Source organism: Streptomyces sp. NPDC088197, from assembly GCF_044741185.1.
Lineage (GTDB): Bacteria > Actinomycetota > Actinomycetes > Streptomycetales > Streptomycetaceae > Actinacidiphila.
The window spans coordinates 46102-72603 of record NZ_JBIUSD010000008.1; the positions used below are offsets into that span (position 1 = coordinate 46102).

Genomic DNA, 26502 nt, shown 5'->3' on the forward strand with positions numbered 1-26502 from the left:
GGTCACTTCGCCCTGTTGGAGGCGACCGTCTCACGGGCGGCGCGGATGGACTCCTTCAGGGAGCCCATGGTGGCCATGACGGCCGTGGGCTCGTAACCGCAGTGCGCCATGCAGTTGTCGCACCGGTCGTCCTTGCCCCGGCCGTACTTGTCCCAGTCCGTCTCGTCCAGGAGCTTCTGGTACGTGGCCACGTACCCGTCGGCCATCAGGTAGCAGGGGCGCTGCCAGCCGAAGAGCGAGTAGTTGGGGATCGCCCACGCGGTGCAGGGGAAGTCCGCCTTGCCCTCCAGGAAGTCCAGGAAGAGCGGGCTGTGGTTGAGCCGCCACTTGCGCCGGTTGCCGTCGTCGAACGCCTTCTTGAACAGCTCACGGGTCTGCGTCACGCCCAGGAAGTGGTCCTGGTCGGGCGCCTTCTCGTAGGCGTACGCGGGAGACAGCATCATCTCCTCGACCTTCAGATCGTCATTGAGGTAGTTCATCACCTCGATGATCGTCTGCGGCGTGTCGGTGTTGAAGAAAGTCGAGTTCGTGGTGACCCGGAAACCGCGGCGCTGGGCTTCCTTGATCGCGGCCACGGCCTCGTCGAAGGTGCCTTCCTTGGCCACGGACTCGTCGTGCCGCTCGCGCATACCGTCAATGTGAACGGTAAAGGCAAAGTAAGGAGAAGGTGTGAACTTCTCGATTTTCTTGCGCAGCAGAAGGGCATTGGTGCAGAGGAAGACGTACTTCTTCTTCGCGACGAGTTGCCGGACGATCTCGTCGATCTGGGGGTGCATCAGCGGCTCACCACCCGCGATGGACACCATCGGCGCGCCCGACTCCAGCACCGCGCCGACGGCCTGGGCCACCGGCATGCGCTGCTTCAGCACGTTGGCGGGGTGCTGGATCTTGCCGCAGCCCTCACATTTGAGGTTGCAGGCGAAGAGCGGTTCGAGCTCGACGATGAGCGGGAACTTTTCGCGGCGCCTGACCATTTTCTGTTCGAAGAGGTACGACGCGACACGGATGGTCTGACGGAGCGGCATAGCCATCTAGCTCACCTCCAGGGGAGCACGGTAGTGCGGTGCCAATCAAGAAAGGCAGGAACAAGATCTCTGAGCACCCGGAATGCGATGATCCCGGTGCGAAGCGTTCCGACACGTACGAGTTCGAACTCGGGCGTGTCGACGACGACTCGGGCCGCCGCGATGTGGCGCGCGCCTTCGGCGAGCGCGGCGCGTCGCATCGCGGCCGATTCCATGTCCACGGCGATGGCACCGGTCGCCGCCAGTGCGGTGCGCTCGGCGCCCCGCACGACATGGTCGGATTCTGCGAGGGGGCCGGTGTGCACGGTGTGACCGGCCGCCTTGAGCGCGGCGGCGAGCGCCTCGCTCTCGTGGCCGTCCTCGGCGACCACGACATCACCGGGGCGCATGCCGGGCGCGAGCCCGGCACAGAAGCCCGTGGTGAGGACGGCCGAGCCGCGCAGCTCCGGTTGGTGCAGGGCCTCACGGACCACCCGGTCGGCGGCCGTGGGTCCCATGCCGGTCCTGAGCACGGTGACCCTTTCGGCGGCGTTCCGGGCCGCTCCCCTGCGCAGCGCGACCTTCTCGATGCGCAGGGCGCACACCACCAGCAGCGGCGGTCCTGTATGGCCCACGAACTAGGCCCCCTTTCCAGCGGCGGTTCCGGCGGTGACGGCCGGGGCACCCGCGGTACCGAACGGCTCGTCGCGTACGTATCGCCCGAGGGCGGTCAGCGGGAAGACCATGCGGTAGAGGTGGTAGTTGATCGAGAAGTCGCGAGGGAAGCCCGTACCGGTGAAGTACGGCTCGTCCCACGACCCGTCGGGGAGCTGGGTGTCGGTCAGCCAGCGCACCCCGCGCGCGACCGCGTCACCGTCCCGTTCGCCCGCCGCCAGCAGCGCCATCAGGGCCCACGCGGTCTGCGAGGCGGTGGAGGCACCGCGGCCCACCCATTCCCGGTCGGAGTAGGAGCGCAGGTCCTCGCCCCAGCCACCGTCGTTGTTCTGCACCGATTCCAGCCAGCTCACCGCCTTGCGGATCGCCGGGTGGCTCGACGGCAGACCGGCCGAGGCCAGCGCGGGGACGGCGGACCCCGTGCCGTAGATGTAATTGACCCCCCAACGGCCGAACCAGGCGCCGTTGTCCTCCTGTTCCGCCAGCAGCCACTCGATGCCGCGGCGGGCGTGCTCGTCGTGCTCGAGACCGAGCGCGGCGAGCATCTCCACCACGTGCGCCGTGACGTCGGCCGACGGCGGGTCGATGACCTCGCCGAAGTCGCAGAAGGGCAGCCGGTTCGGGAACCGGCTGGTGTTGTCGGCGTCGAAGGCGCCCCACGCGCCGTTCCGCGACTGCATCCCGACGTTCCAGCGCACGGCCTTCTCCACCGCGGAGTCGACGCGCGCCCGGTCCGGGTGGTCGATCCTGCGCAGGGCGAGGACGACCTCGGCGGTGTCGTCGATGTCGGGGTAGATGTCGTTGTGGAATTCGAACGCCCAGCCGCCCGGGGCGAGCTGGGGCCGCTGCACGGACCAGTCACCCGGCCGGGTGATCTGCTCGCCGAGCATCCATTCGGCCGACTTGACCAGCGCCGGGTCGTCCGCGGGGACGCCCGCGTCGGCGAGCGCGATGGCGGCGAGGCAGGTGTCCCAGACCGGGGACTGGCACGCCTCGATCATCCGGACGCCCTCTTCCGGCCATACGGCGAAACGATCCAGCGAGTCGAGACCGGCCTTGACCACCGGGTGGTCGAGCTCGTAGCCCAGCAGGTGCAGGGCGATCACGGAGTAGACGGCGGGTGGCTGGATTCCTCCCCAGCAGCCGTCGGCCTCCTGACGCTCGATGATCCAGCGGGCACAGGCGTGCATGGCGCTGCGCCGCACCATGCGCGGGCTGAAGCGGCGGTAGACGTGCAGCACCTGGTCGAGCCGCTCGAAGACGCCGTCCCAGGTCCTGATGGAGGCTCTGCGCCGCTTGGGGTTGGGCTGTTTGGGGTTGATGTGCAGCTCGTCGATGCCGAACGGCGCCGGGCGGACCGGGCGGTGGGCTCCGACGACGGTGAGCGGCACGATGGTCTGCCGCGCCCAGCAGCCGAACGAGTAGATGTTCAGCGGCATCCACTTGGGCAGGTAGATGATCTCGGGCGGCAGTTCCGGGAGGTCGTCCCAGCTCCACCAGCCGAACAGGGCCAGCCAGATGCGGGTGAAGACCCGGCTGGCCGCCACTCCCCCTTCGCCGCGCGACCACTTGGCGGCGAGTGCCATGTGCGCCTCGTCCGGGGAGTCCCCGGCGAGTCGCAGCGCGACATACGCCTCGATGGTGGCCGACACGTCGCCCGGCCCGCCGTGAAAGGTGGGCCAGGCGCCGTCCTCACGCTGCTGCGAGCGGATCCACCGGGCGGAGGCCGCGGTGGTCTGCTCGTCCTGGATACCCAGGAACTGTCGGAGCAACAGATCCTCGGCGTCCATCGTCACGTTCGTTTCGAGGTCGCCCTTCCACCATCCGTCGGGGTGCTGCCGTGCCAGAAGGTGGTCTGCGGCGCGCTGCACGGCACGCTGCGCCGCCGCCTCGGTGCCGTCGGCTGGAACAGGGTCCGGCTCCGAGGTGCTGCTGGCCGAAGGTGTCCGGTGGGTTGGCGTCCCTGGACTGCCATCGGTCGTCGCTGTCATGGCTTCCCCTTTGCAGTTGAGACTATCTGCGGTGTTGGGGCGGCCGTCGGCCGTCACATAAGAGGGACCGGCGACGTTAGCGCTCCACGTTTCGTTCTGTCGTTCTCTTTATTTCTCGCGGACCACCACAAAATCCGCGAGACCAACGAGCTTACGTTGAATTTGTTCCGGCATGTCCATTTTGTCCAGCGCGGCGATGGCGGTCGCGTACTGCCTCCTGGCCTCCTGGGAGGTCCACTCACGTCCACCGGCCTCTTCGATCAACGCCGCGCGCATAGCGAACTCTTCCTCGCTGAAGGCACCGGTTTCAGGATTCTTCGCGTCCGCCGCGAGCAGTTCACCCAGGCGCTCCGACGCGGACCCTCCCGCGGCGAGCGCGGCGACCACGGGAAGCGACTTCTTGCGCTGCCGCAGGTCGCTCCAGGTCTGCTTGCCGGTGGCCGCGGGGTCGCCCCAGATGCCCAGCAGGTCGTCCACCGCCTGGAAGGCGAGCCCCAGGTGGTAGCCGTACTCCTCCAGCGCGTCGGCGTCGGACTCCGAGGCCCCGCCGAGCACCGCGCCGATGGAGGACGCGCAGGCCAGCAGCGCGCCGGTCTTGTTGCCCTCCATCTCCAGGCACTCCTGGACGGTGACCCGCTCGCGGTGCTCGAAGGAGATGTCCTGCGCCTGACCGTCGATCAGTTTGCGGGTGGCGGTGGTCAGCCGGCGGGTGGCCCGGCCGGCGTCGACCGTGCCCTGTTCCAGCAGCAGCTCGTTGGCGAGCGCGAAGAGCGCGTCGCCGACCAGGATCGCCTGGGCGGGACCGTGCACCTTCCATACCGTGTCGCGGTGCCGCCGCTGCTCGTCGCCGTCCATCAGGTCGTCGTGCAGCAGCGAGAAGTTGTGCACCAGCTCCACGGCGACGGCGCCGGGTACGCCCGTCTCGGCCGAGGCGCCCGCGGCCTCCGCGGACAGCAGGGCCAGCGCCGGGCGTACGGCCTTGCCGCCGTCGCCGTCCGCGGGGCGGCCCGCCTCGTCGATCCAGCCGAAGTGGTAGGCGGCGACGGTGTCCATCGGGGGTGCGAGGCGGGCCACGGCCGCGCGCAGTACGGGTGTGGTCAGGATGCGGCCGTTTTCCAGCAGTTCGATGACGCCGGTGGCGGTCACGTTCTCTCCTCTGGTTGCACCAATAGCACTCATGCCGCCTCCAGGACGCCGTTGTCGAATGGCATCCCGAGCGCGGACAACGCTTCTCGGGAGGCGTGCAGGCCGCTGCGCACCGCGCTCTCCATGGTCGCGGGCCAGCCGGTGGCGGTCCACGACCCGGCCAGGTAGAGGCCGGGGGCGCGGGTCACCGGACCGGGCCGCAAGCTCCCGACACCCGGAGTGGGCGCGAAGGTCGCGGTGCGTTCCCGGGTGACGAAGAAGTCGCGGACGCCCGCGCCGCGGGCCGCGGGCAGCAGCCGTTCCAGCTCGGGCAGGTAGCGGGCGCGCAACTCGGCCACGGGGAGGTCGATCTCGTCCTCCACCGCCGACTGGGACACGGCCACGTACTGACCGCCGCCGGTGAGCCCGGAACTGACGGTGCGGTCGAAGACCCACTGGACGGGGCTGCCGAGTGCCGCGAAGAACGGCTGTCGGAGCACCTGTCTGTTGTAGATCACATGCATATTGAGGATCGGAGCGGTACCGATGCGCAAGAGCTTTTCCGGATCTTCGAGCGATCCGGCGGGCAGCAGGCCGTGCGCCTCGCGCTGCGGGACCGCCAACACCACGATGTCCGCGTCGAGTTGCTCGCCGCGTCCCGGTCCGGTCTCGATCGAGACGTGCCAGCCGCCGTCCGCCGCCTCTTTGATGCCGGTGGTACGGGAGCGCAGCATGGTGCGTACGCCCGCGGTGTCCAGCGCGGCGCGGGCCCGGCCGTCGTGCAGGTCGCCCAGCGGCGCCGAGGCCCAGCCGATGTCGGCGGCCCCCGGGTCGGAGAGCAGTCCGGTCTTGAAGACCTTCGCGGCCAGGCCCAACGAGGCGTCGGCCGACCGCGCGTTGAGCGTGGCCACACCGACCAGGTCCCACAGCGCCTCGATGGTGCGCGCCGACTGCCCGCGCGCGCTGAGCCAGCTCGCGAAGTCCGTACGGTCCAGGGCCGGGTCGTCCAGGTCGAGGCGGCCCAGCGCGAGCGCGGCGCGGCCCACCGAGGCCCGCTCACGCGGACTCAGATGCGGGTAGCGGAGCAGGCTCGCGGCCAGGTGCAGGGGCACCGGCAGCGCGGTCCTGGACAGCCGCCCCAGCCGGAGCGTGTCGGCCTCCAGGACCGGTACGTCCAGCCGGTCCTGAAGGGTCACCAGGTCGCGGGCCGCGATCCGGTCGATGAACCACTGGTAGGCGTCGCAGCAGCGCAGAAAGACGTGCTGGCCGTTGTCGACGGTCAACTCGCCGCGCTTGAAGGAGAAGGCGAGGCCGCCGAGCCGGGGTCTGGCCTCGGCGAGGGTGACGCGCACCCCGGCGTCGGCCAGCGCGAGCGCGGCCGTCGTACCGGCGAGTCCGCCGCCGACCACGACGGCGGTGCGCATGCCGCCGCCGTCGGTGGTGATCCGCTCATGCGCGGTCATGCGTCCTCCCCCCTTCGGCCCCGCCGTGTCCAGCACGGCGAACCGTTGCTGGCAGTGACGCCGTACGTGTCCCGGTGGTTGCCTCGTCGTGCGCGTACCGTGCCCCGTGCCGTGCGCGCGGACCCGCGCCGTCGCGGGACGGTCTCACGCGTCACCTCGTGGGGAGCGGGCGGTACGGCGGGCGTCGAGCCCCGCGAGGCCGCGGACGGCGACGTACGCCTTCTGCCGTCCGGGCAGTGACACCCGGCCGCGCAGGACGGCCTCGGGGTCGGCGGCGATCCGGTCGAGCAGCCTGCGGTAGATCCCGGCCATGGCCGAGACGCAAGCGCCGCTGCGCCGGTCGAGCATCGGGAGCAGCCGGTATCCGGTGGCGAACAGGGCGCGGGCGCGCCGTACTTCGAATTCCACCAGGCCGGGGAAGTCGGAGCCGGGCGGCGCGGTATCGCTGTGGAAACCGGCCGCGCAGCCGAACTTGGCGAGATCCTCGGCGGGCAGGTACGTCCGTCCGTTCGCGGCGTCCTCGCGGACGTCCCGGAGGATGTTGGTGAGTTGTAGGGCGAGGCCGAGCGTGTCGGCATATTCTGCGGCACGCGCATGATCGTGCCCATTCGCGGTGCCGAACACGCCAAGCGAGAGCCGTCCGATCGCGCCGGCCACGCAACGGCAGTACACGGCGAGGTCGTCCCAGGTCTCGTACGTCTCGCCGCGGACGTCCATCAGGACGCCGTCGATGAGTTCGTCGAGCCCTTCGAGCGGCAGCGGGAAGCGGCGCGCGGAGTCGGCGAGCGCGACCGCGACCGGGTCGGTGTCGTCCTCCGCGACCTCTCCCGCGCGGACGCGGGTGAGCAGCGCGCGGGTGCCGTCGAGCCGCTCGGCCTTCTCCCGCGGCGGCAGTTCACCGTCGCCGATGTCGTCGACCCGGCGGGAGAACGCGTACAGCGCGGACATCGCCTGCCGTTTGGGGGCGGGCAGCAGGCGGATGCCGTACGCGAAGTTGCGGGCCTCGTGGCCGGTCACAGCCTCGCAGTAGCGGTAGGCCGCGAGCACGGGACCGGACGTGTGGGCGGAACCGTTCACGGTCCGGCTCACCCCTCTCTTCGCAATGTCGACCCCACCTCGCGCAGCAGGCTGGGCTTGGTGGCTTTCGGCGATACCGCCAGTACGTCGTACCCCGCCGCTTCGACCGCCTTCAGCGCGGCACGGCCGCCGCCGACGAATCCGGCGAGCAGCAGCCTGAGCCTGCCACGGACGCTGCCCACCAGGGGGGTACCTTCATCCAACAAGTATCCGGCGCGTTCCGCCTCGTGCGCGACCAGGGCGCGCACCTGTGCGCCGGCCGTCGCGGCGGCGAGATCGGCCTCCTCGACCGAGAAACGCTTCATGTCCTCGGCGGGCAGATAGATCCGGTCGCGGCCGAGGTCCTCGGCCACGTCCTGGAGATGCTCCACGATCTGGAGCGCGGTGCAGACCGCGTCCGAGCGCCGGACGCGCTCGGGCGTCGAGGTGCCGGTGATGGACAGCACCAGCCGGCCGACCGGATTGGCGGACAATTCGCAGTACGCCAGCAGGTCGTCGTAGGTCGCGTACCGCCGCACCTGCTGGTCCTGCCGGTTGGCGGCGATCAGACCGAGGAAGGGCTCGGGGCTGAGGTCGTGGCGGCGGACGGTGGGCTGGAGCGCGAGCAGCAGCGGGTGCCGGGGAGTGCTGTCGAACACGCGGTTGAGGTCGGCCTCGAAGGCGTCCAGCATCGCGAGCCGGTCGTCGGCGGAGTCGGCGGACAGTCCGAGTCGCAGCGCGTCCTCCCGGCCGCCCCCCGCCAGGTCGCCGTCGCCGATGTCGTCCACCAGCCGGGCGAATCCGTACACCGCCATCAGGTCCCGGCGCCAGGCACGCGGCAGGAACACCGGTGCCACGGGGAAGTTCTCGCGCGCGGCCTTGTCCAGGACGGCCCGGGACTCGGCGTCCCCGGTCACCATGCTCTTCCCGGCACACAGGCGGCGAGCGTGCCCCGGAGCAGGATGGTCCCGATCATCATGGCCGCCACACCCCCCGTTCTACACCGCCCAGCAGATACTTCCCATTTCGGACACGCCGCACCGGGTGTCGCACCCGGGTGTCGGTCAGCGGTTTCGATCATCTCCAGGCTCCCAGCACCGGTACAGCTTACGACCGGTGATGCTGCGGCGTACGCCGGGGGCGTGACACGTGGTGGGATTGACATACAAGGTCCCCGCCGGATCGTCCGACGGGGACCTCGTACGCCTGCGAGCAGGCAGGGAACGCTACTTGCCGGTGTGCTCCTCGTACGCCTTGAGCACGTCATCGGTCAGACCGTCCATCAACAGCTCGCCCTTCTCCAGCCACACCACGCGGTCGCACGTGTCGCGGATGGAGTTGTTGTTGTGGCTGACGAGGAAGACCGTGCCCGCTTCCTTGCGCAGTTCCCTGATCCGGGCCTCTGACCGGCGCTGGAACGCGCGGTCGCCGGTGGCCAGCGCCTCGTCGATCATCAGCACGTCGTGGTTCTTGGCCGCCGCGATCGAGAACCGCAGGCGCGCCGCCATGCCGGAGGAGTACGTCCGCATCGGCAGCGAGATGAAGTCGCCCTTCTCGTTGATGCCCGAGAAGTCGACGATCCCCTGGTAGCGGCGGCGCACCTCGTCCTGCGTCATGCCCATGGCCAGACCGCCCAGGATGACGTTGCGCTCACCCGTGAGGTCGTTCATCAGCGCCGCGTTGACGCCCAGCAGCGACGGCTGGCCGTCGGTGTAGATCTTCCCGCGCTCCGGCGGCAGCAGACCCGCGATGGCGCGCAGGATCGTCGACTTGCCGGAGCCGTTGGAACCGATGATGCCGATCGCCTCACCGCGGTACGAGGTGAAGCTGACGCCCTTGACCGCGTGCACCCGGCGGACGTTCGGCGAGCCCTTGCGGGAGATCAGCCGGCCCAGGGCGGCGGTCGCGCTGCCCTTGCCGGTGCCCGCGCCGTGCACCGTGTAGACGATGTGCACGTCGTCCACTATCACGGTGGGAACGCGGCTGTCGGAGGGCTGCTGTGCCCTCTCGACGCTCTGCTGCTCAGCCACGGCCATATTGCTCCTCCGCCTTCCAGAAGTAGACGTAGCCGCCGACGCCCACCAGCACGGCCCAGCCGACCGCGGACGCCCACACGTGCGGCGGCAACTGGGAGGAGGTCACGCTGTCGATGAGCGCGAAGCGCATCAGATCGATGTAGACCGCGGCCGGGTTGATGTCGAGCAGGATGCGTACGAAGTGCGGCGCGTCGCTGGTCAGCTTCTCGATGCTGTACATGACGCCGGACATGTACATCCAGGTGCGCAGGATGAACGGCATGAGCTGCGCCAGGTCCGTCATCTTGCTGCCCAGCCGCGCCACGATCAGCGCCAGGCCGGTGTTGAAGACCCACTGCGTGATCAGCGCGGGGAACATCAGCAGCCAGGAGGCGTTCGGCACCTCACCGGTCATCAGCACGATCGCCAGCAGGACGAACATCGACATGATGAGCTGCTGGAGCTGCATCAGCGTGAAGGCGATCGGCATCGAGGCGCGCGGGAAGTGCAGCGCCCTGATCAGACCGAGGTTGCCGGACACCGCGCGCACGCCGCTGAGTACCGAGGACTGCGTGAAGGTGAAGATGAAGATGCCGGTGACCAGGAAGGCGATGAAGTTGTCGATGCCTTTGCTGGTGCCGATCAGCAGACCGAAGATCAGGTAGTACACCGCCGCGTTCAGCAGGGGCGTCATCACCTGCCAGAGCTGGCCGAGGCGGGCCTGGGTGTACTGCGCCTGGGTGCGCGCCTTGGCGAACTCGTTGATGAAATGTCGACGGCCCCAGAGCTGCCGCGTGTACTCCACCAGGCCAGGCCGGGCGCCACTGACGGACAAGCCGTACTTGGCCGCTACCTGGGCGGGGCTGAGGCCGTCATCGGCCGTGGGTGCCGGGGGGACACCGACGGCGACCGCACCATTGTGCGTTGTCTCGCTCACAGTTGACACTTTCGTCCTCAAGGTGCGCGCCGGGGCAGGGGAATCCCGGGCTGCGCCTGATGCTCTCAGGTCCGAGCTTGTCAGATGATCGGGGGTCGGCCTAGCCGGGTCAACCTCCAGACGGTCCGCCAGCGCATCGGCCGCCGTTGACCGCAGGGGGTTGTCCATCCCTCACGGAATCCGCCGAGCCACGCTCGCAGCGCCGGCCCGGACGGCCGGCGCACCAGCGTCAGCGCGAACCAGACGCCGAGGTACGCCGGGACCAGCGGCCAGGGCAGATTGCGCCGGGCCAGCCACACCCGGTTACGGGCCACCAACCGGTGGTACACCGCGTGCCGGGCGGGTGAGGTCGCCGGGTGGAACAGCACCATGTCATGCCGATAGTCGATCAGCCAACCCGCGTCAAGAGCGCGCCAGGCCAGATCTGTCTCCTCGTGCGCGTAGAAGAATTCGGCGGGCAGCGGACCGACCTGCTGGATGACGCGGCTGCGCACGGCGCACGCGCCGCCCAGGAAGGTGGTGACCCGCGAGTCCCGCATCGGGTCGGCGGCGCGCAGCCGGGGGACGTGCCTGCGCTGCGTCTGCCCGGTCTCGGGGTCGGCGATCCGGAAGCTGATGATGCCCAGCTCGGGGTCGGCCTCGAAGGCCCGCCTGACCAGCTCCGCGGTGTCGTCGCCCGGCAGCAGCCCGTCGTCGTCCAGGAAGAGGACGACGTCCACTTCCTCGGCGCCGGGGCCGAACATCTCGATGCCGACGTTGCGCCCGCCGGGGATGCCCAGGTTCTCGGGCAGCTCCGCGGTGCGCACCTCGGCGGGCAGCGGCGGCAGCGGTGACCCGTTGCCGACCACGGCGACCGTCACCGGCGGGCCCTGCTGCTTGGCGACCGAGTCCAGCAGGTCGTTCAGCTCCGCGGGGCGGTTGCCCATGGTGATGATGATCGCGCCGACGCGCAGCGGCGTCCCCTGCGTGCTCACTTCAGCCTGCTGGAGGCGAGGACGGAGACCAGGTGCAGCAGGGTCTGGAGCAGCGCGATGCCCGCCAGCACGGCGACGCCGAGCCGGGTGAAGAACAGGTCGCCGCGCGCCTGGTCCACGATCGCGAGCAGCAGGATGAGCAGGGACGCCTCGACGCCCAGCACGAGGCGGTGCCACTTCAGCGCGGCGGCGGCCTTGCGGGCCAGCGCCACTCCGGAGGAGCGCGGCTCGGACGCCGCCTCCTTGACCGGCGGGAGCCCGCCCTGGTGCCGGGCGACCCCGACGAGGTCGGTCTCGGCCTTGATCAGCACCGCGCCGAGCGCGGCGAGGGTGCCGAGGAACGCCCACAGCCAGTCGATCCGGCCGCTGCCCCACAGGTCGGCGGCGCGCAGTCCGAAGCCGACCAGGACGGCGGCGTCGCACAGGTAGGCGCCGACGCGGTCGAGGTAGACGCCGGACAGCGAGAACTGCTGCTTCCAGCGGGCGATCTCCCCGTCCACGCAGTCCAGCAGCAGGTAGAGCTGCACCATCAGCACGCCGAGGACGGCGCCCGCGATCCCGGGCACCAGCAGCGCCGGGGCGGCGAGGACGCCGAAGACGGTCATGAGGTACGTCAACTGGTTGGGCGTGACGCGGGTGGGCGCGAGGTGCCGGTCTATGCGCAGCGACAGCTCACGCATGTAGAGCCGGCCGGCCCAGTGTTCGCCGCTGCGGCGGTCCTTGACCCCCGGGGGGTGAACGACCGGGCGCAGTTCAGCTACTGATGGCTTTGACATAGTCGGCGTATGCGTCCCTGATCTCGGTGGCGGAGAGGTCCAGGTGTTCCAGGATCGTGAAGCGGCCGGGGCGGGTCTGCGGCGCGTAGCGCACCGCTTCGACGAACTCCGGTTCCGTGAAGCCGATCTCCTCGGGGAGAACGGGCAGTCCGTGACGGCGCAGGGTCTCGGCGATGAGGCCCGACTCCTCGCGCGCGCCGCGCAGGTGCATCGCGAAGGCGGCGCCGATGCCGACCTGCTCGCCGTGGGCGGCGGCCCGCTGCGGGTGGAGCAGGTCGAAGGCGTGGCTGATCTCGTGGCACGCGCCGGACGACGGGCGGGTGTCGCCGCTGATCGACATGGCGATGCCGGTCAGCACCAGGCCCTCGGAGAGCGTGACCAGGAAGTCGTCGTCGCCGATGCCGCCGGGGTGCCGCAGCACGGACTCGCCGGCGCTCCTGGCCATCGCCGCGGCCAGGCCGTCGATCGGCTCGCTGTTCTCGCGGTGGGACAGCTCCCAGTCCGCGAGCGCGGAGAGGTTGGAGATCGCGTCGCCGATGCCGGCCCTGACGTAGCGGGCGGGTGCCTCGCGGATCACGTCGAGGTCGATGACCAGCGCGATCGGCGTCGGGACACCGTAGGAGCCGCGCCCGTTGTCGTTGTCCAGGGTGGCGACCGGTGAGCACAGGCCGTCGTGCGAGAGGTTGGTGGCGACCGCGACCATGGGAAGGCCCACCCGCGCGGCGGCGTATTTGGTGACGTCGATGATCTTGCCGCCGCCGAGGCCGATGACCGCGTCGTAGCGCTTGCCGCGCATGGAGTCGGCGAGCTTCACGGCCGCGTCGATGGTGCCGCCGTGCACCGGGTACCAGTCCGCGCCGGGCAGCTCGGGGGCCAGCCGGTCGCGCAGCTTGAGCCCGGAGCCCTCGCTGACGGCGAAGGCGAGCTTGCCGGAGGTGGAGATCCGCTGATCGGCCAGGAGTACGGCCAGGTCGGCGATCGCGCCGCCCCTGATGTCGACGACGACCGGGGAGGGGATGAGCCTGGTCAGTACTGGCACGCAATCACCCGCCCCTTGGCGAGGTCGTCGTTGTTGTCGATCTCGACCCAGGCGACGTCACCGATCGGGGCGACGTCGATGGTGAAGCCGCGGTTGACCAGCTCCTGGTAGCCGTCCTCGTAGTACAGGTCGGGGTCGCGCTCGAAGGTGGTCTTCAGCGCGTCGGCCAGCTCGGCCGCCGCCTCGCCCTCGATGAGGGTGACGCCGATGTACTCACCGGTGGCCTCGGCCGGGTCCATCAGCTTGGTGATCCGCCGCACTCCCCTGCCGGGCTCCGCGACGACCTTCATCTCCTCGTCGGCGAGGTGCTTGACGGTGTCCAGGGCCAGCACGATCCGCTTGCCGCCGCCGCGCGCGGCCAGCAGGGTCTTCTCCACCGACACCGGGTGCACGGTGTCGCCGTTGGCCAGAATCACCCCGTGCCTGAGGACGTCGCGCGCGCACCACAGGGAGTAGGCGTTGTTCCACTCCTCGGCCTTGTCGTTGTCGATCAGGGTGAGGGTGAGGCCGTACTTCTCCTCCAGCGCCGTTTTGCGCGCGTAGACCGCTTCCTTGCGGTAGCCGACGACGACGGCGACCTCGGTCAGGCCGATCTCCGCGAAGTTGGACAGGGTGAGGTCCAGGACGGTCAGGCTGTCCGCAGCCCCTTCGGGACCGACGACCGGCACCAGTGCCTTGGGCAGGGTGTCGGTGTGGGGGCGCAGGCGTCTTCCGGCGCCGGCCGCCAGCACGAGGCCGATCATGCGGGTTCTCCTGTTTCGTCGTGTACAGCGGGAGCCCCTGCGGACACCCAGAAGCGGACGCTCTCGGTGAGGACCAGCAGCGCGAGCGCCGCGGCGAGCACCGTCAGCGCGACCGTGAAGCCTGTGTGGTGTGCGACGGCGGCCAGGAGGGCGACCACCAGGGTGCGGCCCTCGTGTCCACCGGCCGCCCGTACCAGGGCCCGCGGCGGCGCCCCGGTGCCGCCGCGGATGCGGTACACCGTGTCGTAGTGATGGTAGGCGACCGCGGCCACCAGGCCGAAAGCAGCGGGCAACGCCCCGTTTACCCCGGAGACGGCCGCGAGAGCCAGCACCGTGCCGTACTCACCGGCCCTGAAGATCGGCGGGACCAGCCAGTCCAGGGCCCCCTTGAGCGGCCGGGAGACGGCGAAGGACGAGGTCAGGACGTAGACCACGGCCACCAGCGGCGGCCACCAGCTGCCCCGGGAGGAGAGCGCCGCGGTGGCGGTGACCGCGGCGGCGCCGAGCAGGGCGACCGCGGGCGCCGCGAAGGACGGCATACGACCGGCGAGCGGGCGCAGGATCCGGGCCCCGGCCTCGGCGAGCGGCCCGCTGTCGGCGAGGTCGGCGAGCGCCTGGGCGGCCCGGTCGGTGCGCTGCGCCTTGCGGGTGAGTGAGCGCAGGACGCGGCCCGCGGTGGTGTAGCAGGCGGCGAGGCCGCAGCCGACCAGCAGGACGACGAAGGTGACGCGCGGGGTGGTGACCGCGGTGAGCACGGCTATCAGCGCCCAGCGCTCGCCGATCGGCAGCACGATCATCCGCCGTACCCACACCGTCCAGCCGACGCTGTCGAGCCTGCCGGACAGCGCGGCGGTGGGGCTGGTGTTGGCGGTGGCGTCGTGGTTGGCCTCGTTGAAGGCGAAGTCGACGACATGGCGGCAGGTCTGGAGGACCATCGCGCCGAGCGCGAGCGCCCATACGTCGTGGCCGCCGCGGGCGGCGCCGAGCGCGAGGCCCGCGTAGTAGGCGTACTCCTTGGCCCGGTCGAAGGTGGCGTCGAGCCAGGCGCCGAGCGTGGAGTACTGGAGGGAGTAGCGGGCGAGCTGGCCGTCGGTGCAGTCCAGGACGAACGAGGCGAGCAGCAGGACGCCCGCCGCGACGTATCCGGTCCGGGTGCCGGTGGCCGCGCAGCCCGCGGCGATCAGCGCGACCAGCAGTGACGCGGTGGTGACCTGGTTCGGGGTGAGGCCGCGGCGGGCGCACCAGCGGGCCAGGTAGCGCGAGTACGGGCTGATGCAGTGGGTGGTGAAGAAGCCGTCGCGGGACTTCACCGCGCTGCGCAGCCGTACCGCCTCCTCGTCCACGGCGGCGACGGCCTCGGCCGCCGCGGCACGCTCGGCGGCGTCGGCGGGGACGGCCGCGACGAGGACGCCCAGCTCGGGGCGGTGCGGGGCGGCGCCCTGCGCGTCGAGGGCGGCGGCCAGCGCGTCGGGGACGACGGCGGCCGAGGTGGCCGCGCGGGCGGCGGGGGCGGTGTCGCCGTCGGCGGCGGACAGCAGGGTGCCGCCGGGGGCCGATACGGACGAGGCCGGTACGGAGGGAGCGGTCTGCGACGGGACGGTGGCGCCGCCCTGCGCGGTCAGCCCGGTGACGGCGGCGGTGAGCGCCTGGCGGCCTGCGGCCTTCGCGGACACGGCGCCCGCAATCGCGGCGGTGTCGAAGCGCGGGTCGGTCAGGGCCAGGCGCAGCGCGTGCCGGTGGCCGACGAAGCGGCGGTCGACGACGGCGACCCGGTCGGCGGCGGGCACCTGGGCGAGCCGCGCGGCGACGGCGACGGGCGTGTCCGCCTCGACCACCTGGAATCCCAGCGCCCGCAGGTCGTCCGCGAGCGGCGACGCTGATCCCGCGGCGGGCGGGCCGGTGAGAATGGCGGTCGACAGAGGAACTCACTCCCTGGATGCGTGCGAAGGGCTTGCCTGTAAGGGCCGCGGTCGGCAAGTCCGGGCCAGGCACGACGGCAGAGGCTATCGGATCCACGTCCGCCACCGTTCACCGCCCGTTCGCCTGAACTTGGCGTGCCCGGCGTGATCATCATCGTTGATCACGGGCGCCCGGACAAACGACGGACGCGCTCACCCGTACGAGTGAGGTGGGCGGTGTTCCCCGCGCCCCTTCTGCGCGCCTCATCACCGCAGGTCACCGCACATGACAACGGTCTCCAGTACCGGCTTGCCCACGGTGGGTAACCGGTGTTGACTGACCGCCGCACACCGGATGGCACGGCGGTCCGACGAGAGGGGGACGCGGCCATGGGGTCAGGCCACGCGCACGGCCACGGCGAAGGTCGCACGCGCAGCGGCGGCCAGGAGCGCGGCGGCGAGCGGAAGGACGGAGACGATCGGAAGGACGGCGACGGCGGCCGGAAGAAGGGCCACGGTCACGACCACAGCCATGGTCTGCGGCCGGGCGCCGACGGCACGGCCGGTTCCGCGTACCGCGGCCGGCTGCGGATCGCGCTCGGCATCACGCTCTTCGTGCTCGCGGTCGAGGTGGTCGGCAGCGCGGTCACCGACTCCCTCGCGCTGCTCGCCGACGCCGGTCACATGGCGACCGACGCGGCCGGTATCGCGATGGCGCTGCTCGCCATCCACATCGCCAACCGCCCCGCCAGCGAGCGCCGCACCTTCGGCTTCGCGCGCGCCGAGATCCTGGCGGCGGTCCTCAACGCGGTGCTGCTCTTCGGCGTCGGCGCGTTCATCTTCTACGAGGGCGTACGGCGGCTGATCAGCCCGCAGCACATCGACGCCGGCGGCACCGTCGTCTTCGGCGCGATCGGTCTGGTCGCGAACTCCGTGTCACTCGTTGTGCTGATGCGCGGCCAGCGCGAGAGCCTCAATGTGCGGGGCGCTTTCCTCGAGGTGATGGCGGACGCGCTCGGGTCGCTCGCGGTGATCGTGGCGGCCGTGGTGTTCATGACCACCGGCTGGCGGCAGGCCGACCCGGTGGCGTCGCTGCTGATCGGTCTGATGATCGTGCCGCGCACGTGGAAGCTGCTGCGCGAGGCCGTCGACGTCCTGCTGGAGGCCGCGCCCAAGGGCGTTGACATGGGCGATGTCCGCAGCCACATCGAGGGGCTGCCCGGCGTGGAGGGCCTGCACGATCTGCATGTGTGGACGATCACCTCGGGGATGCCGGTGCTGTCGGCGCACGTGGTGGTCAGCCAGGAGGTCCTGGAGGCGGTCGGCTACGAGAAGATGCTGCACGACCTTCAGGGCTGCCTCGGCACGCATTTCGATGTGGAGCACTGCACCTTCCAGTTGGAGCCGGTCGGGCACGCGGAGCACGAGGCGCGGCTCTGCCACTGAGCGGCACGCGAAGTGAGGCAGACTGAGGGCCTGTCGTCGAAAGCGAAGGATGGACATGCCCACCAGTCCTGCCACCGGCCGACCCGGCTCCCCCACCGCCGTACCGTCGCCCAATGGTGTTGCCGCGCAGACCCTGGCAGATGCCGAGCAGACCCCGGCGGGTCAAGCCGTGGCGGAACCGATCCTGCTCGAACTCGTCGACGAGGACGGCCGGACCATCGGCACCGCGGAGAAGCTGTCCGCGCACCAGGCACCCGGACGCCTGCACCGCGCCTTCTCGGTGTTCCTCTTCGACGGCGAGGGCCGGCTGCTGTTGCAGCGCCGCGCGCTGGGCAAGTACCACTCCCCCGGTGTCTGGTCCAACACCTGCTGCGGGCACCCGTACCCCGGTGAGCAGCCGTTCGTGGCCGCGGCCCGGCGCACCGCCGAGGAGCTGGGCGCGGCGCCGGTGCTGATGCGCGAGGCGGGCACGGTCCGCTACAACCACCCGGACCCGGCCTCCGGTCTGGTGGAGCAGGAGTACAACCACCTGTTCGTCGGGCTGATCGGCGACGCGCTGCGGCCGGACCCCGAGGAGATCGACGACACGGCGTTCGTGGGCCCGCAGGAGCTGGCGCGACTGCGCGCGGACGGACCCTTCTCGGCGTGGTTCCAGACGGTGCTCGACGCGGCGCTGCCGACCGTGCGCGAGGTCACCGGCGGTACGGCGGGCTGGTAGCCCCCGTCCGGCGGGGCCCCGTCCGGCACCGGGCAGGACGGGCAGGGCAGCGCGGGACAGGCACGCAGGTCAGGACGGGCAGGCAGAACGGGCACGCTGGTCAGGACGGGCAGGCAGGTCAGCGCAGGACGGGCCGCGGTTTCAGAGGGCGGTGGTCCGCAGCGGGAGCGCCGCCCAAATCACCTTGCCGCCGGTCTCGGTCTGCGCGATGTCGCACTGGCCGCCCGCCTCCGCGGTGATCGTCTTCACCAGCAGCAGCCCGCGCCCGCCGGTCTGCCCGTGGTCGGCCTCCAGCGCCCTGGGGCGGTACGGGTGGTTGTCCTCGACGGCGATCCTGATCCAGTCGGCGCCGACCGCGACCTCGACGGTGATCTCGGGCGACAGCACGGCCGCGTGCTTCACCGCGTTGGTGACCAGCTCCGAGACGATGACCAGCAGTCCGTACAGCAGGTCCTCGTCGATCGGCACCCCCTGGTCGGCGACGAGGGCGCGCACCCCGCGCCGCACCTGGGGCACGGACGAGTCGAGAGCCGGGGCGGTGAACCGCCACACCCCCTCGTACGGTCTCGGAGCCGGAGCCTGATCGGGCGGGACGCTCCCGCGCACCTCCATGACCGCACCCACCGTCGCTTTCGCGTGACGTGTCCCCGCGGCCCCTGCCGACAACCCCGGCAGCTTCCGCCTCACAGGTCGAGTGTCCGTAACGGCGGGAGCCGAACAGGCAGGAAACCGTAAGTCCGCACCTTTCTGTAATTTTTGACCGGAAACGATCGCCGACTTCGTTTTTTCGATCGATTCGCGGCAGTCTTCGGACGCTTCCCGAACTCTTCGACCGAGATCATCTGCACGTGCACGGCGTACCGGTCTGTCCTGGCGCGGGCGCCGTGCGCCCCCGGCCGGCCGCGCGCCGGTCGATAGGATCTGTCGGCACCGGCCAGCGCATGTCGCCCCCGTGAAGGAGCACGCATGTCCACCTCCGGCCCTGGGCTGCTCGTCAGCGCCGCGGACGGCACCGCGACCGTGACGATCAGCAATCCGGCCCGGCGCAACGCGATGACGACGGCCATGTGGCAGTCGCTGCCGGGACTCCTCCACGACCTCGCGGTCGATCCCGCCGTCCGCGTGCTGGTCCTCACCGGCGCGGGCGACACCTTCTGCGCGGGCGCCGACATCACCGACCTCGCCGACCCCGTCTCGTCGAGCGGCGCGCAGTCCGCCGCCATGGCCGCGGAGGAGGCGCTGGCCGCCTTCCCCAAGCCGACGATCGCGGCCGTACGCGGCTACTGCGTGGGCGGCGGCTGCCAGCTCGCCGTCGCCTGCGACCTGCGCTTCGCCGCGCGGGGCGCCCGCTTCGGGATCACGCCCGCGCGCCTGGGCATCGTCTACGGCGCCGCCTCCACCCGGCGCCTGGTGCGGCTCGCGGGGCCCGGTACCGCCAAACACCTGCTGTTCTCGGCCGAGTTGATCGACGACGAGCGGGCGCTGCGCACCGGCCTGGTGGACGAGGTGCTGCCGGAGGACGAGCTGGACAAGCGGGTCACGGACTTCGCCGGGGTGCTGCGGTCGCGCTCGCAGCTCACGCAGGCCGCCGCGAAGGAGTTCACCGCGACGGCGGACGCGTCGGACGACGCGGCCCGCGCCGCCCACTGGGCCCGGCAGGCCGCCCTCAGCGGCGACACCGCCGAGGGCGTCGCCGCCTTCCTCGAACGCCGCGAGCCGCGCTTCACCTGGACCCCGGCAGCGGACTGAAGCAATTGCGCGGCCGACCGAGCGGAGGAACGAAGTCGATGGCACGGCTCACGACGGCCGAGGTCCGCCGCTGGCGCGCCCGCTCCCAGGGCCTGACCGAGGACGGAAGCGACGCCGCGGGCGGCAGCGCGGGCGAAAGCGATGGCAGCGGCAGCGGCAGCGGCAGCGGCAGCGGCAGCGGCAGCGATCGTACGGTGGCGGACGCCGTCCGGCTCTCGGCCGGTCTCCAGGCGCAGGACGCGAAGGCGTGTCGCCTCCAGGTCAGGGCGCGGACCGGCGGCACCCACGGCGCGCCGACCGCGGCCGACGTGGACAGGGCGTGCGGCGCGGACCGCCGCGCCGTCGTCCGCACCTGGCTCATGCGCGGCACCCTGCACGCGGTGGCGGCCGAGGACGTGCGCTGGCTGACCGCGCTGCTCGGCCCGCGCGCGGCCGACGCGTACCGCGGGCGCCGGGCCCGGCTGGGCCTCGACGAGGAGCTGTGCGAGCGGGCGCTGCCCGCCCTGGAGCGGGTGCTGGCCGACCGGCCGCCCGTACCGCGCGCCGAACTGGTCGACCTGCTCGCGGCGGAGGGGGTGGCCGTGGACCCGGGCGGCCAGGCCCCGGCGCACCTCGTACTCTTCGCGGCGGCCAGGGGCGTGCTGTGCCGCGGCCCCGAGGCGGCGGCCGACGTGTCCACGTATGTCCTGCGTGAGCGGTGGCTGAAAGACGTCCCCGACGACGGCCCGACCGGCGACGACGCGCTGGCCGAACTGGCCGTCCGGCACGCCACCGCCTACGGCCCCGCGTCGGTCGCCGACTTCGCGCGCTGGTCCGGGCTGCCCCTGGGCCAGGCCAGGCGCGGCCACCGCGCGGCGGCGGACCGGCTCGCGCAGGTCGCGGGCCCGGACGGCGAGCCGTTGTGGGCCGCGGCCGGCACGGCGCCGCCTCCGGCGCAGCCCGCGGACCGGCCACGGGTACGGCTGACCGGGCACTTCGACCCGTATCTGCTCGGCTACCAGGACCGCGACGCCCTGCTCGACCCGGCCTTCGCGACCCGTATCGCCACGGGCGGCGGCATGCTCATGCCCTGCGTGCTGCGCGACGGCGCGGTGGTCGCCACCTGGCGCCACACCTGGCAGGGCCGCCGCCTCACGCTCCGCGTCGAGCCGCTGACCGGCCCCCTCCCCGCCCCGGTCGCCGCCGGCATCACGGCCGAGGTCGCCGACATCGGCCGCTTCCTGGGCACCGAGGCCGCGTGGGAGTGGGCGCGGGGACTGTAGGCGTCCCCATGACCGGCCCGGCTGAACGCCCAGCCCATACGGGTCGCACCGGCACGCGGTCCGCGCCGGAGTGGGCGCAGGGGTTGCGGGCGTCGCCCTCAGGGCTCAGCGCGTACGGGTCACCGGCACGCGGTCCGCGCCGGAGTGGGCGCAGGGGTCGCGGGCGTCCCCTCACGGCCCGGCTGAAGGCTTCAGCGCATGCGGGTCGCGCCCACCGCCACGCGGTCGGCGGCGCCCGGCGGCATGGCCGGGTGGCGGCCGAGGAGGATCACGCCGATGGTGATGGCGGCGAGACCGGCGGCCTCCCAGGCGAGGGCGCCGGGGGTGACGCGCAGGCGGTCGCCGAGGAAACCTATGCCGCAGGCGATTCCGGCCAGCGGCTGGGCGGCGGTCAGCGCGGGCAGCGACATCCGCAGCGAGGCGGTCTCGAAGGCGCTCTGGACGAGCAGCATGCCGGTGAGGCCGATGACGGCGATGGCGTACGGCTGCCAGTGCACGGCGAGGGCGGCCAGACCCTCGTCACCGGCCAGTTGGCTACAGATCCGGGTGAGGGCGTCCTGGAGTCCGTAGAGCAGGCCCGCGGCCAGCGCGAGGAGCGTGGCCTCGGAGGACGGCGGCAGCCGCTTGGCCGCGCCGGTGAGCAGCAGCGCGAGCCCGGCGACGATGCCGAAGACCAGCCAGTGCCGCAGCGCCCCCGCCTCGGCCGCGCTGCCCTCCGGCTGGCCCGCGACGATGAAGGCGGTCACGCCGAGGGCGAGCAGGACGACGCCGCCCCAGCCGCTGAGGCCGAGGGACTGGCGTGGGGTGAGCCAGCGGGCGAGCGCCATGGCGAAGAGCAGATTGGTGGCGGTGAGCGGTTCGACCAGGGAGACCTCGCCGTAGACGAGGGCGACGGCTCCGAGCACCTGGCCGCAGACCATCAGGCCGACACCGAGCAGCCAGTCCGGCATCCGTACCAGGTGCAGCAGCAGCCGGAAGGACAGGAAGTCCGCGAGCGAGGCACGCGCGGCCGCACGCTGCTGCAACACGAAACCAAGGCCGAGGCAGCACGCGGCACTGACTCCCAGCAGGAACACGGCCACGCGGTCACTGTATAGGCACTGACCGCGGGATCGAGGGGTTCCGTGGGCTTCGCCACAGGTCCGCGTCGCCTTCGGGACAGCGACGCGGACAGCTCACCGACAGCTCACCGACAGCTCACGAACAGCTCGCGGACAGCGGTCCCACGGGAGCCGGCCGGCCCGGCGGACAGCCGAGCGCCGGGCGGCCGACAGCCGGGCGACAGGGCGCCCCGCAGCCGCCGTACGGGTCACGGCCGCGCGTTCGGAACCGTTTCCGCGCTCTCCCACACGGTGAGGAACGCCAGCCGCAGGCACGCGGCGAGCGCCGGGTGCTCGATGTAGAGCGCGGTCGTCGCGCCGGTCCCGGCCACCGGGTCCGGCATGTCGCAGAGCACCAGCGACGCGTCGGCGACCACCAGCTTCAGCGGCAGCGCGGAGGTGAAACGGTGCTCCTCGCCCGCCGCGCCGAAGCGCCGTACGTTCTCCAGCACCTCCGTGTCGTCGAGCGAGTCGTGGGTGTAGATCGCCCGCACCGAGCCGCCCGAGCGGCGCAGCCGACGTACCACCTTGATGCCGGGGGTGTTCGCGGCGGGGGCGACGAAGGGCGGTTTGCAGAAGCTGAGCAGTTCGGTCTTGGCCTGGCCCTGGATGTCGGTGAACGCCTCGGCTATCGACTTGGGGTCGCGCAGGATCTCGACGTAGTCGATCGGCACGGTCTGCGTGCGGCCGTCGGCCCAGACCGGGACGAGGGCGGCGGTCAGCGCGGAGGAGACGCGGTCGAGGCGTTCGAGGGTCTCGCGCTGGAGGGCCATGAGGCGGGCGACGGCCAGTTCCGGCGCGACGGCCGAGAAGGTGGCGACCCGGCCGGGGTGCGCGGTCGCCAGCCGCCGCCGTACCAGCGTGTCGAGCACGTCGTACACCCGCTGCCGGGGTACGTCCGCCGCCCGCGCGACCTCCGCCGCCGTGTACGACTCGCGTCGCACGAGGGCGAGATAGACCCGCGCCTCGTACCGCGCGAGACCCAGCGCGACAAGGTCGTTGACCGGTTCTTCCTCCGTCTCCATGGCGCCACAAGGTATACGGCGGAGATCGACTTGCGGAAGCGAGCCGGGGTCGGATCCAGGCCGATCCGAGGGCAACTCTTTGCCATAGGCCGGTAGTTACTTGGGCCCTCGGTCACTACGTTCAGCATCGGTCACCACTCACGGTGGTGACAGTCGGCAGTAGATGACATCCGGATCACCAGTGAACGTGCGCCACACGAAGTCCCAGGCGTCGCCGTCGCATGATCGGTTGTCATGACCTTGACATGAAGGTCGGCGGCGGACGCCCTCGGGAGCCGATCCCCCCATGGAGGGCAGTTCATTGAAGTCGTCACACCCCGGCCGGGCCAGACGGGCCGTCCGCCGCACGGCGGTCGCCGTACTGTCGGCGGCGGCTCTCGTCACCGGCGGTCTGCTGGCCACCGCGGCGCCGTCCGTCGCCAGCACCCCGGCGTCGGGCGCGGCAGCCACCTCCGCGTCGTCGAGCACGGCCGCGTCGTCGCACACCTCCGCGTCGTCGAGCACGTCCGCGAGCACGTCGTCCGGCGCGTCCGCGTCCGCGTCGTCGGCCGCTCCCACCCAGCGTCTGTGCGCCGTCCCCGCCAAGAAGGGCCAGATGGCCTGCATGGCGCTGACCCGTACCGACGTCGTCCACCACCTCGGCATCACCCCGAACGCCACCCCCTCCGGCTACGGCCCCACCGACCTCCAGAGCGCGTACGCGCTGCCGTCGTCCGCGGGCGCCGGAGCCACCGTCGCGATCGTGGACGCGCAGGACGACCCCAACGCCGCGGCCGACCTGAGCACGTACCGCGCGCAGTACGGGCTGCCGGCCTGCACCACGGCCAACGGCTGCTTCAAGAAGATCAACCAGAACGGCTCGACCACGTCGCTGCCGAGCGCCGACTCCGGCTGGGCCGGTGAGATCTCACTCGACCTGGACATGGTCAGCGCGGTCTGCCCGCAGTGCCACATCCTGCTGGTCGAGGCCACCTCGGCGAGCATGGACGACCTGGGCACCGCGGTGAACCAGGCGGTCACGCAGGGCGCGAAGTACGTCTCCAACAGCTACGGCGGCAGCGAGGACTCCTCCGACACCACCGCCGACTCGCAGTACTTCAACCACCCGGGCGTCGCCATCACCGTCAGCTCAGGCGACGAGGGCTACGGCGCGGAGTACCCGGCCGCGTCCAAGTACGTCACCGCCGTCGGCGGCACCGCGCTCAGCCGCGCCAGCGGCACCGCCCGCGGCTGGACCGAGTCCGTCTGGAACACCTCGAGCACCGAGGGCACCGGCTCCGGCTGCTCGGCCTACGACGCCAAGCCCACCTGGCAGACCGACACCGGCTGCGCCAAGCGCACCATCGCCGACGTCTCCGCCGTCGCCGACCCGGCCACCGGCCTGGCCGTCTACGACAGCTACCAGGCGTCCGGCTGGCAGGTCTACGGCGGCACCAGCGCCTCGTCGCCGATCATCGCCTCCGTCTACGCCCTGGCCGGCACCCCCGCGGCCGGGACCACCCCCGCCTCCTACCCGTACTCCCACACCGGCTCGCTGAACGACGTCACCAGCGGCTCCAACGGCTCGTGCGGCGGCTCCTACCTGTGCACCGCGAAGGCCGGATACGACGGGCCGACCGGGCTGGGCACGCCGAACGGCACGGCCGCCTTCACCAACGGCGGTTCGACCGGCGGCAACACGGTGACGGTCACCAACCCGGGCGCCAAGTCCACCGCGGTCAACACCGCGGCCTCGCTCCAGATCAGCGCCAGCGACTCGGCCTCGGGCCAGACCCTCACCTACAGCGCCTCCGGCCTGCCGACCGGTCTGTCGATCAACTCCTCCACCGGTCTGATCAGCGGCACCCCGACGGCGGCGGGCACGTACAACGTCACCGTCACCGCCACGGACACCACCAGCGCCTCCGGCAGCGCGTCCTTCACCTGGACGGTCACCGGGTCGGGCGGCGGCGGCTGCACCACCGCGCAGCTCCTGACCAACCCCGGCTTCGAGAGCGGCAACACCGGCTGGACGACGTCCTCCGGCGTCATCGACAACAGCACCGGCGCCCCCGCCCACAGCGGCTCGTACAAGGCGTGGCTGAACGGCTACGGGACCACCCACACCGACACGCTCGCCCAGTCGGTCACGATCCCCGCCTCCTGCACCAGCGCCACCTTCACCTTCTACCTCTACGTCAGCAGCCAGGAGACCAGCACCACCACGGCGTACGACAAGCTCACCGTCGCCGCGGGCAGCACCACGCTGGCCTCGTACTCCAACCTCAACAAGGGCACCGGCTACGTGCAGCGGTCGGTCAACCTGTCGTCCTACGCGGGACAGACGGTCACTCTGAAGTTCACCGGCACCGAGGACTCCAGCCTCGCGACGTCGTTCCTGATCGACGACGCGGCGGTCAACGTCGGCTAGCCCGTCGTCCGCCGGGGTCCTCCGGATCGGCGACACCCGGCGACGGGAGGGCTTCCCGCCCCGGCCCCACAGGGGCGGGAAGCCCTCCTCGCCGCATCGGTGAAGGCGGCACCGCGTTCGCCGTCGCCACGGCCAGGTTCTAGAGGTCGATGACGACCTTGCCCCGCACGTGCCTGCCGGCCTGGAGTTCGGCAGCGCGGCGGATCCGCTCGACCGGGAAGGTCTCCGCGATCGGCACCCGGAGCCGGCCCGCGGCGACCAGGCGGGCGATCTCGTCCAGAGCGCCGGGAGCCGCGTTCGCGCCGTTGGCCGCGGGCACCCCGTCGACCTGCGCGGCGATGGCGCAGACGCGACCGTCCGGGACGCCGAGTTCCCTGGCGGCGTGCACGGTCTCCACACCGTGCAGGTCGACGGCGGCCGTGACGCCGCCAGGAGCGAGCGATCGGACCCGGTCGGCCAGGCCGTCGCCGTAGACGACCGGCTCCGCCCCGAGCTCGCGCAGATAGTCGGCCGACGCCGCCGATCCCGTCCCGATCACGCGCGCTCCCGCGATCCGGGCCAGTTGGACGGCGAAGACCCCGACCCCGCCCGCCGCGCCGCCGATCAGCACGGTGTCGCCCGGGCCCGGATCGATGACGGCGAGGGCGGCGGATGCCGTACGGCCGGCGATCGTGAGGGTGGCGGCGGTACGGTCGTCGACGCCGTCGGGCGTGTGATGGGCCTCGTTCGCCGCCGTCCCCCCGGCCGGGTCGATCACCACGAAGTCGGCGACCGCGCGGGACAGGGCGCCCCCGAACACCCGGTCGCCGGGGGCGAACCCGCTCACCTCGGCACCGACCTGGTCGACCACTCCCGCGTAGTCGGTTCCGAACCCGGCCGGCAGGCTCAGGCCGAACCGGGCGGCGGTGTCCGCGTCGGCGGTCATGATCCAGTCCATCGGATTCAGACCGGCCGCGGTGACCCGTACGCGGATCTGTCCCGGCCCGGCCTGCGGGGCGGGAACCTCGCGGACCTCCAGGACCTCGGGGCCGCCGAACGACTCGAGCCGGACCGCCCTGCTCCCGCCCGTGGGAGGCTGATCGCTCTGTGCCTTCAT

Annotated in this window: 23 protein-coding genes; 5 read left to right on the top strand and 18 right to left on the bottom strand. The window is 71.7% G+C overall.

Annotated elements, in window-relative coordinates; all coding sequences use genetic code 11:
* Positions 1 to 2: 2 nt before the first annotated feature.
* From hpnH to ACIOC1_RS20555, 14 genes are all read right to left on the bottom strand, one after another.
* On the bottom strand, positions 3 to 1031 hold the full coding sequence (hpnH, locus tag ACIOC1_RS20490) for an adenosyl-hopene transferase HpnH (protein WP_355339472.1): 1029 nt from the start codon (positions 1029 to 1031) through the stop codon (positions 3 to 5).
* 5 nt (positions 1032 to 1036) lie between these two features.
* Positions 1037 to 1639 carry a 1-hydroxy-2-methyl-2-butenyl 4-diphosphate reductase gene (locus tag ACIOC1_RS20495; protein WP_355339469.1) on the bottom strand — a complete coding sequence of 201 codons (603 nt, stop codon included), beginning with the start codon at positions 1637 to 1639 and terminating at the stop codon, positions 1037 to 1039.
* Positions 1640 to 1642: 3 nt separating this feature from the next.
* Entirely contained in the window at positions 1643 to 3670 is a 2028-nt protein-coding gene (gene shc / locus ACIOC1_RS20500) for a squalene--hopene cyclase (RefSeq protein WP_391051416.1), read from the bottom strand.
* A 108-nt stretch (positions 3671 to 3778) separates the two neighbouring features.
* Positions 3779 to 4849, bottom strand: coding sequence for a polyprenyl synthetase family protein (locus ACIOC1_RS20505; protein WP_188282688.1), 1071 nt, complete (start codon positions 4847 to 4849; stop codon positions 3779 to 3781).
* Positions 4846 to 6258 (bottom strand): hydroxysqualene dehydroxylase HpnE, encoded by a 1413-nt coding sequence (hpnE, locus tag ACIOC1_RS20510; protein WP_391051414.1) that lies wholly within the window; start codon positions 6256 to 6258, stop codon positions 4846 to 4848. Before hpnE ends, ACIOC1_RS20505 begins: the two co-directional genes overlap by 4 nt.
* Positions 6259 to 6402: 144 nt before the next feature.
* Positions 6403 to 7347 (bottom strand): presqualene diphosphate synthase HpnD, encoded by a 945-nt coding sequence (hpnD, locus tag ACIOC1_RS20515; RefSeq protein ID WP_355339460.1) that lies wholly within the window; start codon positions 7345 to 7347, stop codon positions 6403 to 6405.
* The gene (gene hpnC / locus ACIOC1_RS20520) at positions 7344 to 8234 is read right to left on the bottom strand and encodes a squalene synthase HpnC (RefSeq protein WP_401855871.1); all 891 of its coding nucleotides are present in this window, start codon (positions 8232 to 8234) and stop codon (positions 7344 to 7346) included. The genes hpnD and hpnC overlap by 4 nt, the downstream gene beginning before the upstream one ends.
* Before the next feature lie 306 nt (positions 8235 to 8540).
* Entirely contained in the window at positions 8541 to 9350 is an 810-nt protein-coding gene (locus ACIOC1_RS20525) for an ABC transporter ATP-binding protein (protein ID WP_355339454.1), read from the bottom strand.
* Positions 9337 to 10266, bottom strand: coding sequence for an ABC transporter permease (locus tag ACIOC1_RS20530; RefSeq protein WP_355339451.1), 930 nt, complete (start codon positions 10264 to 10266; stop codon positions 9337 to 9339). The genes ACIOC1_RS20525 and ACIOC1_RS20530 overlap by 14 nt, the downstream gene beginning before the upstream one ends.
* An 80-nt stretch (positions 10267 to 10346) precedes the next feature.
* Positions 10347 to 11192: a glycosyltransferase gene (locus tag ACIOC1_RS20535; protein WP_355339541.1), complete on the bottom strand. Its 846-nt coding sequence runs from the start codon at positions 11190 to 11192 to the stop codon at positions 10347 to 10349.
* A gap of 44 nt (positions 11193 to 11236) precedes the next feature.
* Positions 11237 to 12016 carry a CDP-alcohol phosphatidyltransferase family protein gene (locus tag ACIOC1_RS20540; RefSeq protein ID WP_188282694.1) on the bottom strand — a complete coding sequence of 260 codons (780 nt, stop codon included), beginning with the start codon at positions 12014 to 12016 and terminating at the stop codon, positions 11237 to 11239.
* A complete protein-coding gene (locus tag ACIOC1_RS20545; RefSeq protein WP_355339448.1) occupies positions 11994 to 13055 on the bottom strand; it encodes an iron-containing alcohol dehydrogenase family protein in 1062 nt (353 codons plus the stop codon). The genes ACIOC1_RS20540 and ACIOC1_RS20545 overlap by 23 nt, the downstream gene beginning before the upstream one ends.
* Positions 13043 to 13798 carry a phosphocholine cytidylyltransferase family protein gene (locus ACIOC1_RS20550; protein WP_355339445.1) on the bottom strand — a complete coding sequence of 252 codons (756 nt, stop codon included), beginning with the start codon at positions 13796 to 13798 and terminating at the stop codon, positions 13043 to 13045. Before ACIOC1_RS20550 ends, ACIOC1_RS20545 begins: the two co-directional genes overlap by 13 nt.
* On the bottom strand, positions 13795 to 15717 hold the full coding sequence (locus ACIOC1_RS20555) for a DUF5941 domain-containing protein (RefSeq protein WP_401856104.1): 1923 nt from the start codon (positions 15715 to 15717) through the stop codon (positions 13795 to 13797). The genes ACIOC1_RS20550 and ACIOC1_RS20555 overlap by 4 nt, the downstream gene beginning before the upstream one ends.
* A gap of 369 nt (positions 15718 to 16086) precedes the next feature.
* Between ACIOC1_RS20555 and ACIOC1_RS20560 the strand changes: the two genes are divergently transcribed.
* Both ACIOC1_RS20560 and idi read left to right on the top strand, forming a co-directional pair.
* Positions 16087 to 17142 carry a cation diffusion facilitator family transporter gene (locus ACIOC1_RS20560; protein WP_401311357.1) on the top strand — a complete coding sequence of 352 codons (1056 nt, stop codon included), beginning with the start codon at positions 16087 to 16089 and terminating at the stop codon, positions 17140 to 17142.
* A gap of 55 nt (positions 17143 to 17197) precedes the next feature.
* Positions 17198 to 17860, top strand: a complete 663-nt coding sequence (idi, locus tag ACIOC1_RS20565) for an isopentenyl-diphosphate Delta-isomerase (RefSeq protein ID WP_355339441.1) — start codon at positions 17198 to 17200, stop codon at positions 17858 to 17860.
* Between the two features lie 141 nt (positions 17861 to 18001).
* On the opposite strand, the gene ACIOC1_RS20570 is transcribed toward idi, so the two are convergent.
* Entirely contained in the window at positions 18002 to 18472 is a 471-nt protein-coding gene (locus ACIOC1_RS20570; RefSeq protein WP_355339439.1) for an ATP-binding protein, read from the bottom strand.
* 354 nt (positions 18473 to 18826) lie between these two features.
* Here ACIOC1_RS20570 and ACIOC1_RS20575 point away from each other — a divergent pair, with 354 nt between their 5' ends.
* A complete protein-coding gene (locus ACIOC1_RS20575; RefSeq protein ID WP_401311361.1) occupies positions 18827 to 19609 on the top strand; it encodes an enoyl-CoA hydratase/isomerase family protein in 783 nt (260 codons plus the stop codon).
* A 38-nt stretch (positions 19610 to 19647) separates the two neighbouring features.
* The gene (locus ACIOC1_RS20580; protein ID WP_401855877.1) at positions 19648 to 20871 is read left to right on the top strand and encodes a winged helix DNA-binding domain-containing protein; all 1224 of its coding nucleotides are present in this window, start codon (positions 19648 to 19650) and stop codon (positions 20869 to 20871) included.
* A 191-nt stretch (positions 20872 to 21062) separates the two neighbouring features.
* Here ACIOC1_RS20580 and ACIOC1_RS20585 read toward each other — a convergent pair whose 3' ends face one another.
* Positions 21063 to 21953, bottom strand: coding sequence for a DMT family transporter (locus tag ACIOC1_RS20585; protein WP_401855880.1), 891 nt, complete (start codon positions 21951 to 21953; stop codon positions 21063 to 21065).
* Positions 21954 to 22180: 227 nt separating this feature from the next.
* Positions 22181 to 22996 (bottom strand): helix-turn-helix domain-containing protein, encoded by an 816-nt coding sequence (locus ACIOC1_RS20590; RefSeq protein ID WP_355339430.1) that lies wholly within the window; start codon positions 22994 to 22996, stop codon positions 22181 to 22183.
* Positions 22997 to 23282: 286 nt separating this feature from the next.
* Here ACIOC1_RS20590 and ACIOC1_RS20595 point away from each other — a divergent pair, with 286 nt between their 5' ends.
* Positions 23283 to 25406, top strand: a complete 2124-nt coding sequence (locus tag ACIOC1_RS20595) for a putative Ig domain-containing protein (protein WP_401855882.1) — start codon at positions 23283 to 23285, stop codon at positions 25404 to 25406.
* Positions 25407 to 25545: 139 nt separating this feature from the next.
* Here the strand turns inward: ACIOC1_RS20595 and ACIOC1_RS20600 are convergent, their stop codons facing one another.
* Positions 25546 to 26502, bottom strand: a complete 957-nt coding sequence (locus ACIOC1_RS20600; RefSeq protein ID WP_401855884.1) for an NADP-dependent oxidoreductase — start codon at positions 26500 to 26502, stop codon at positions 25546 to 25548.

Excerpts from the sequence above, each read along its gene's own strand:
- hpnE (WP_391051414.1), bottom strand. The coding sequence starts at position 6,258 with ATGACCGCGCATGAGCGGATCACCACCGACGGCGGCGGCATGCGCACC.
- ACIOC1_RS20595 (WP_401855882.1), top strand. The coding sequence starts at position 23,283 with ATGGAGGGCAGTTCATTGAAGTCGTCACACCCCGGCCGGGCCAGACGG.
- ACIOC1_RS20505 (WP_188282688.1), bottom strand. The coding sequence starts at position 4,849 with ATGAGTGCTATTGGTGCAACCAGAGGAGAGAACGTGACCGCCACCGGC.
- ACIOC1_RS20570 (WP_355339439.1), bottom strand. The coding sequence starts at position 18,472 with ATGGAGGTGCGCGGGAGCGTCCCGCCCGATCAGGCTCCGGCTCCGAGA.
- ACIOC1_RS20535 (WP_355339541.1), bottom strand. The coding sequence starts at position 11,192 with ATGGGCAACCGCCCCGCGGAGCTGAACGACCTGCTGGACTCGGTCGCC.
- hpnC (WP_401855871.1), bottom strand. The coding sequence starts at position 8,234 with ATGGTGACCGGGGACGCCGAGTCCCGGGCCGTCCTGGACAAGGCCGCG.
- ACIOC1_RS20525 (WP_355339454.1), bottom strand. The coding sequence starts at position 9,350 with ATGGCCGTGGCTGAGCAGCAGAGCGTCGAGAGGGCACAGCAGCCCTCC.
- ACIOC1_RS20590 (WP_355339430.1), bottom strand. The coding sequence starts at position 22,996 with ATGGAGACGGAGGAAGAACCGGTCAACGACCTTGTCGCGCTGGGTCTC.
- ACIOC1_RS20560 (WP_401311357.1), top strand. The coding sequence starts at position 16,087 with ATGGGGTCAGGCCACGCGCACGGCCACGGCGAAGGTCGCACGCGCAGC.
- idi (WP_355339441.1), top strand. The coding sequence starts at position 17,198 with ATGCCCACCAGTCCTGCCACCGGCCGACCCGGCTCCCCCACCGCCGTA.
- ACIOC1_RS20600 (WP_401855884.1), bottom strand. The coding sequence starts at position 26,502 with ATGAAGGCACAGAGCGATCAGCCTCCCACGGGCGGGAGCAGGGCGGTC.
- shc (WP_391051416.1), bottom strand. The coding sequence starts at position 3,670 with ATGACAGCGACGACCGATGGCAGTCCAGGGACGCCAACCCACCGGACA.
- hpnH (WP_355339472.1), bottom strand. The coding sequence starts at position 1,031 with ATGGCTATGCCGCTCCGTCAGACCATCCGTGTCGCGTCGTACCTCTTC.
- ACIOC1_RS20580 (WP_401855877.1), top strand. The coding sequence starts at position 19,648 with ATGGCACGGCTCACGACGGCCGAGGTCCGCCGCTGGCGCGCCCGCTCC.
- ACIOC1_RS20550 (WP_355339445.1), bottom strand. The coding sequence starts at position 13,798 with ATGATCGGCCTCGTGCTGGCGGCCGGCGCCGGAAGACGCCTGCGCCCC.
- ACIOC1_RS20540 (WP_188282694.1), bottom strand. The coding sequence starts at position 12,016 with ATGTCAAAGCCATCAGTAGCTGAACTGCGCCCGGTCGTTCACCCCCCG.
- ACIOC1_RS20575 (WP_401311361.1), top strand. The coding sequence starts at position 18,827 with ATGTCCACCTCCGGCCCTGGGCTGCTCGTCAGCGCCGCGGACGGCACC.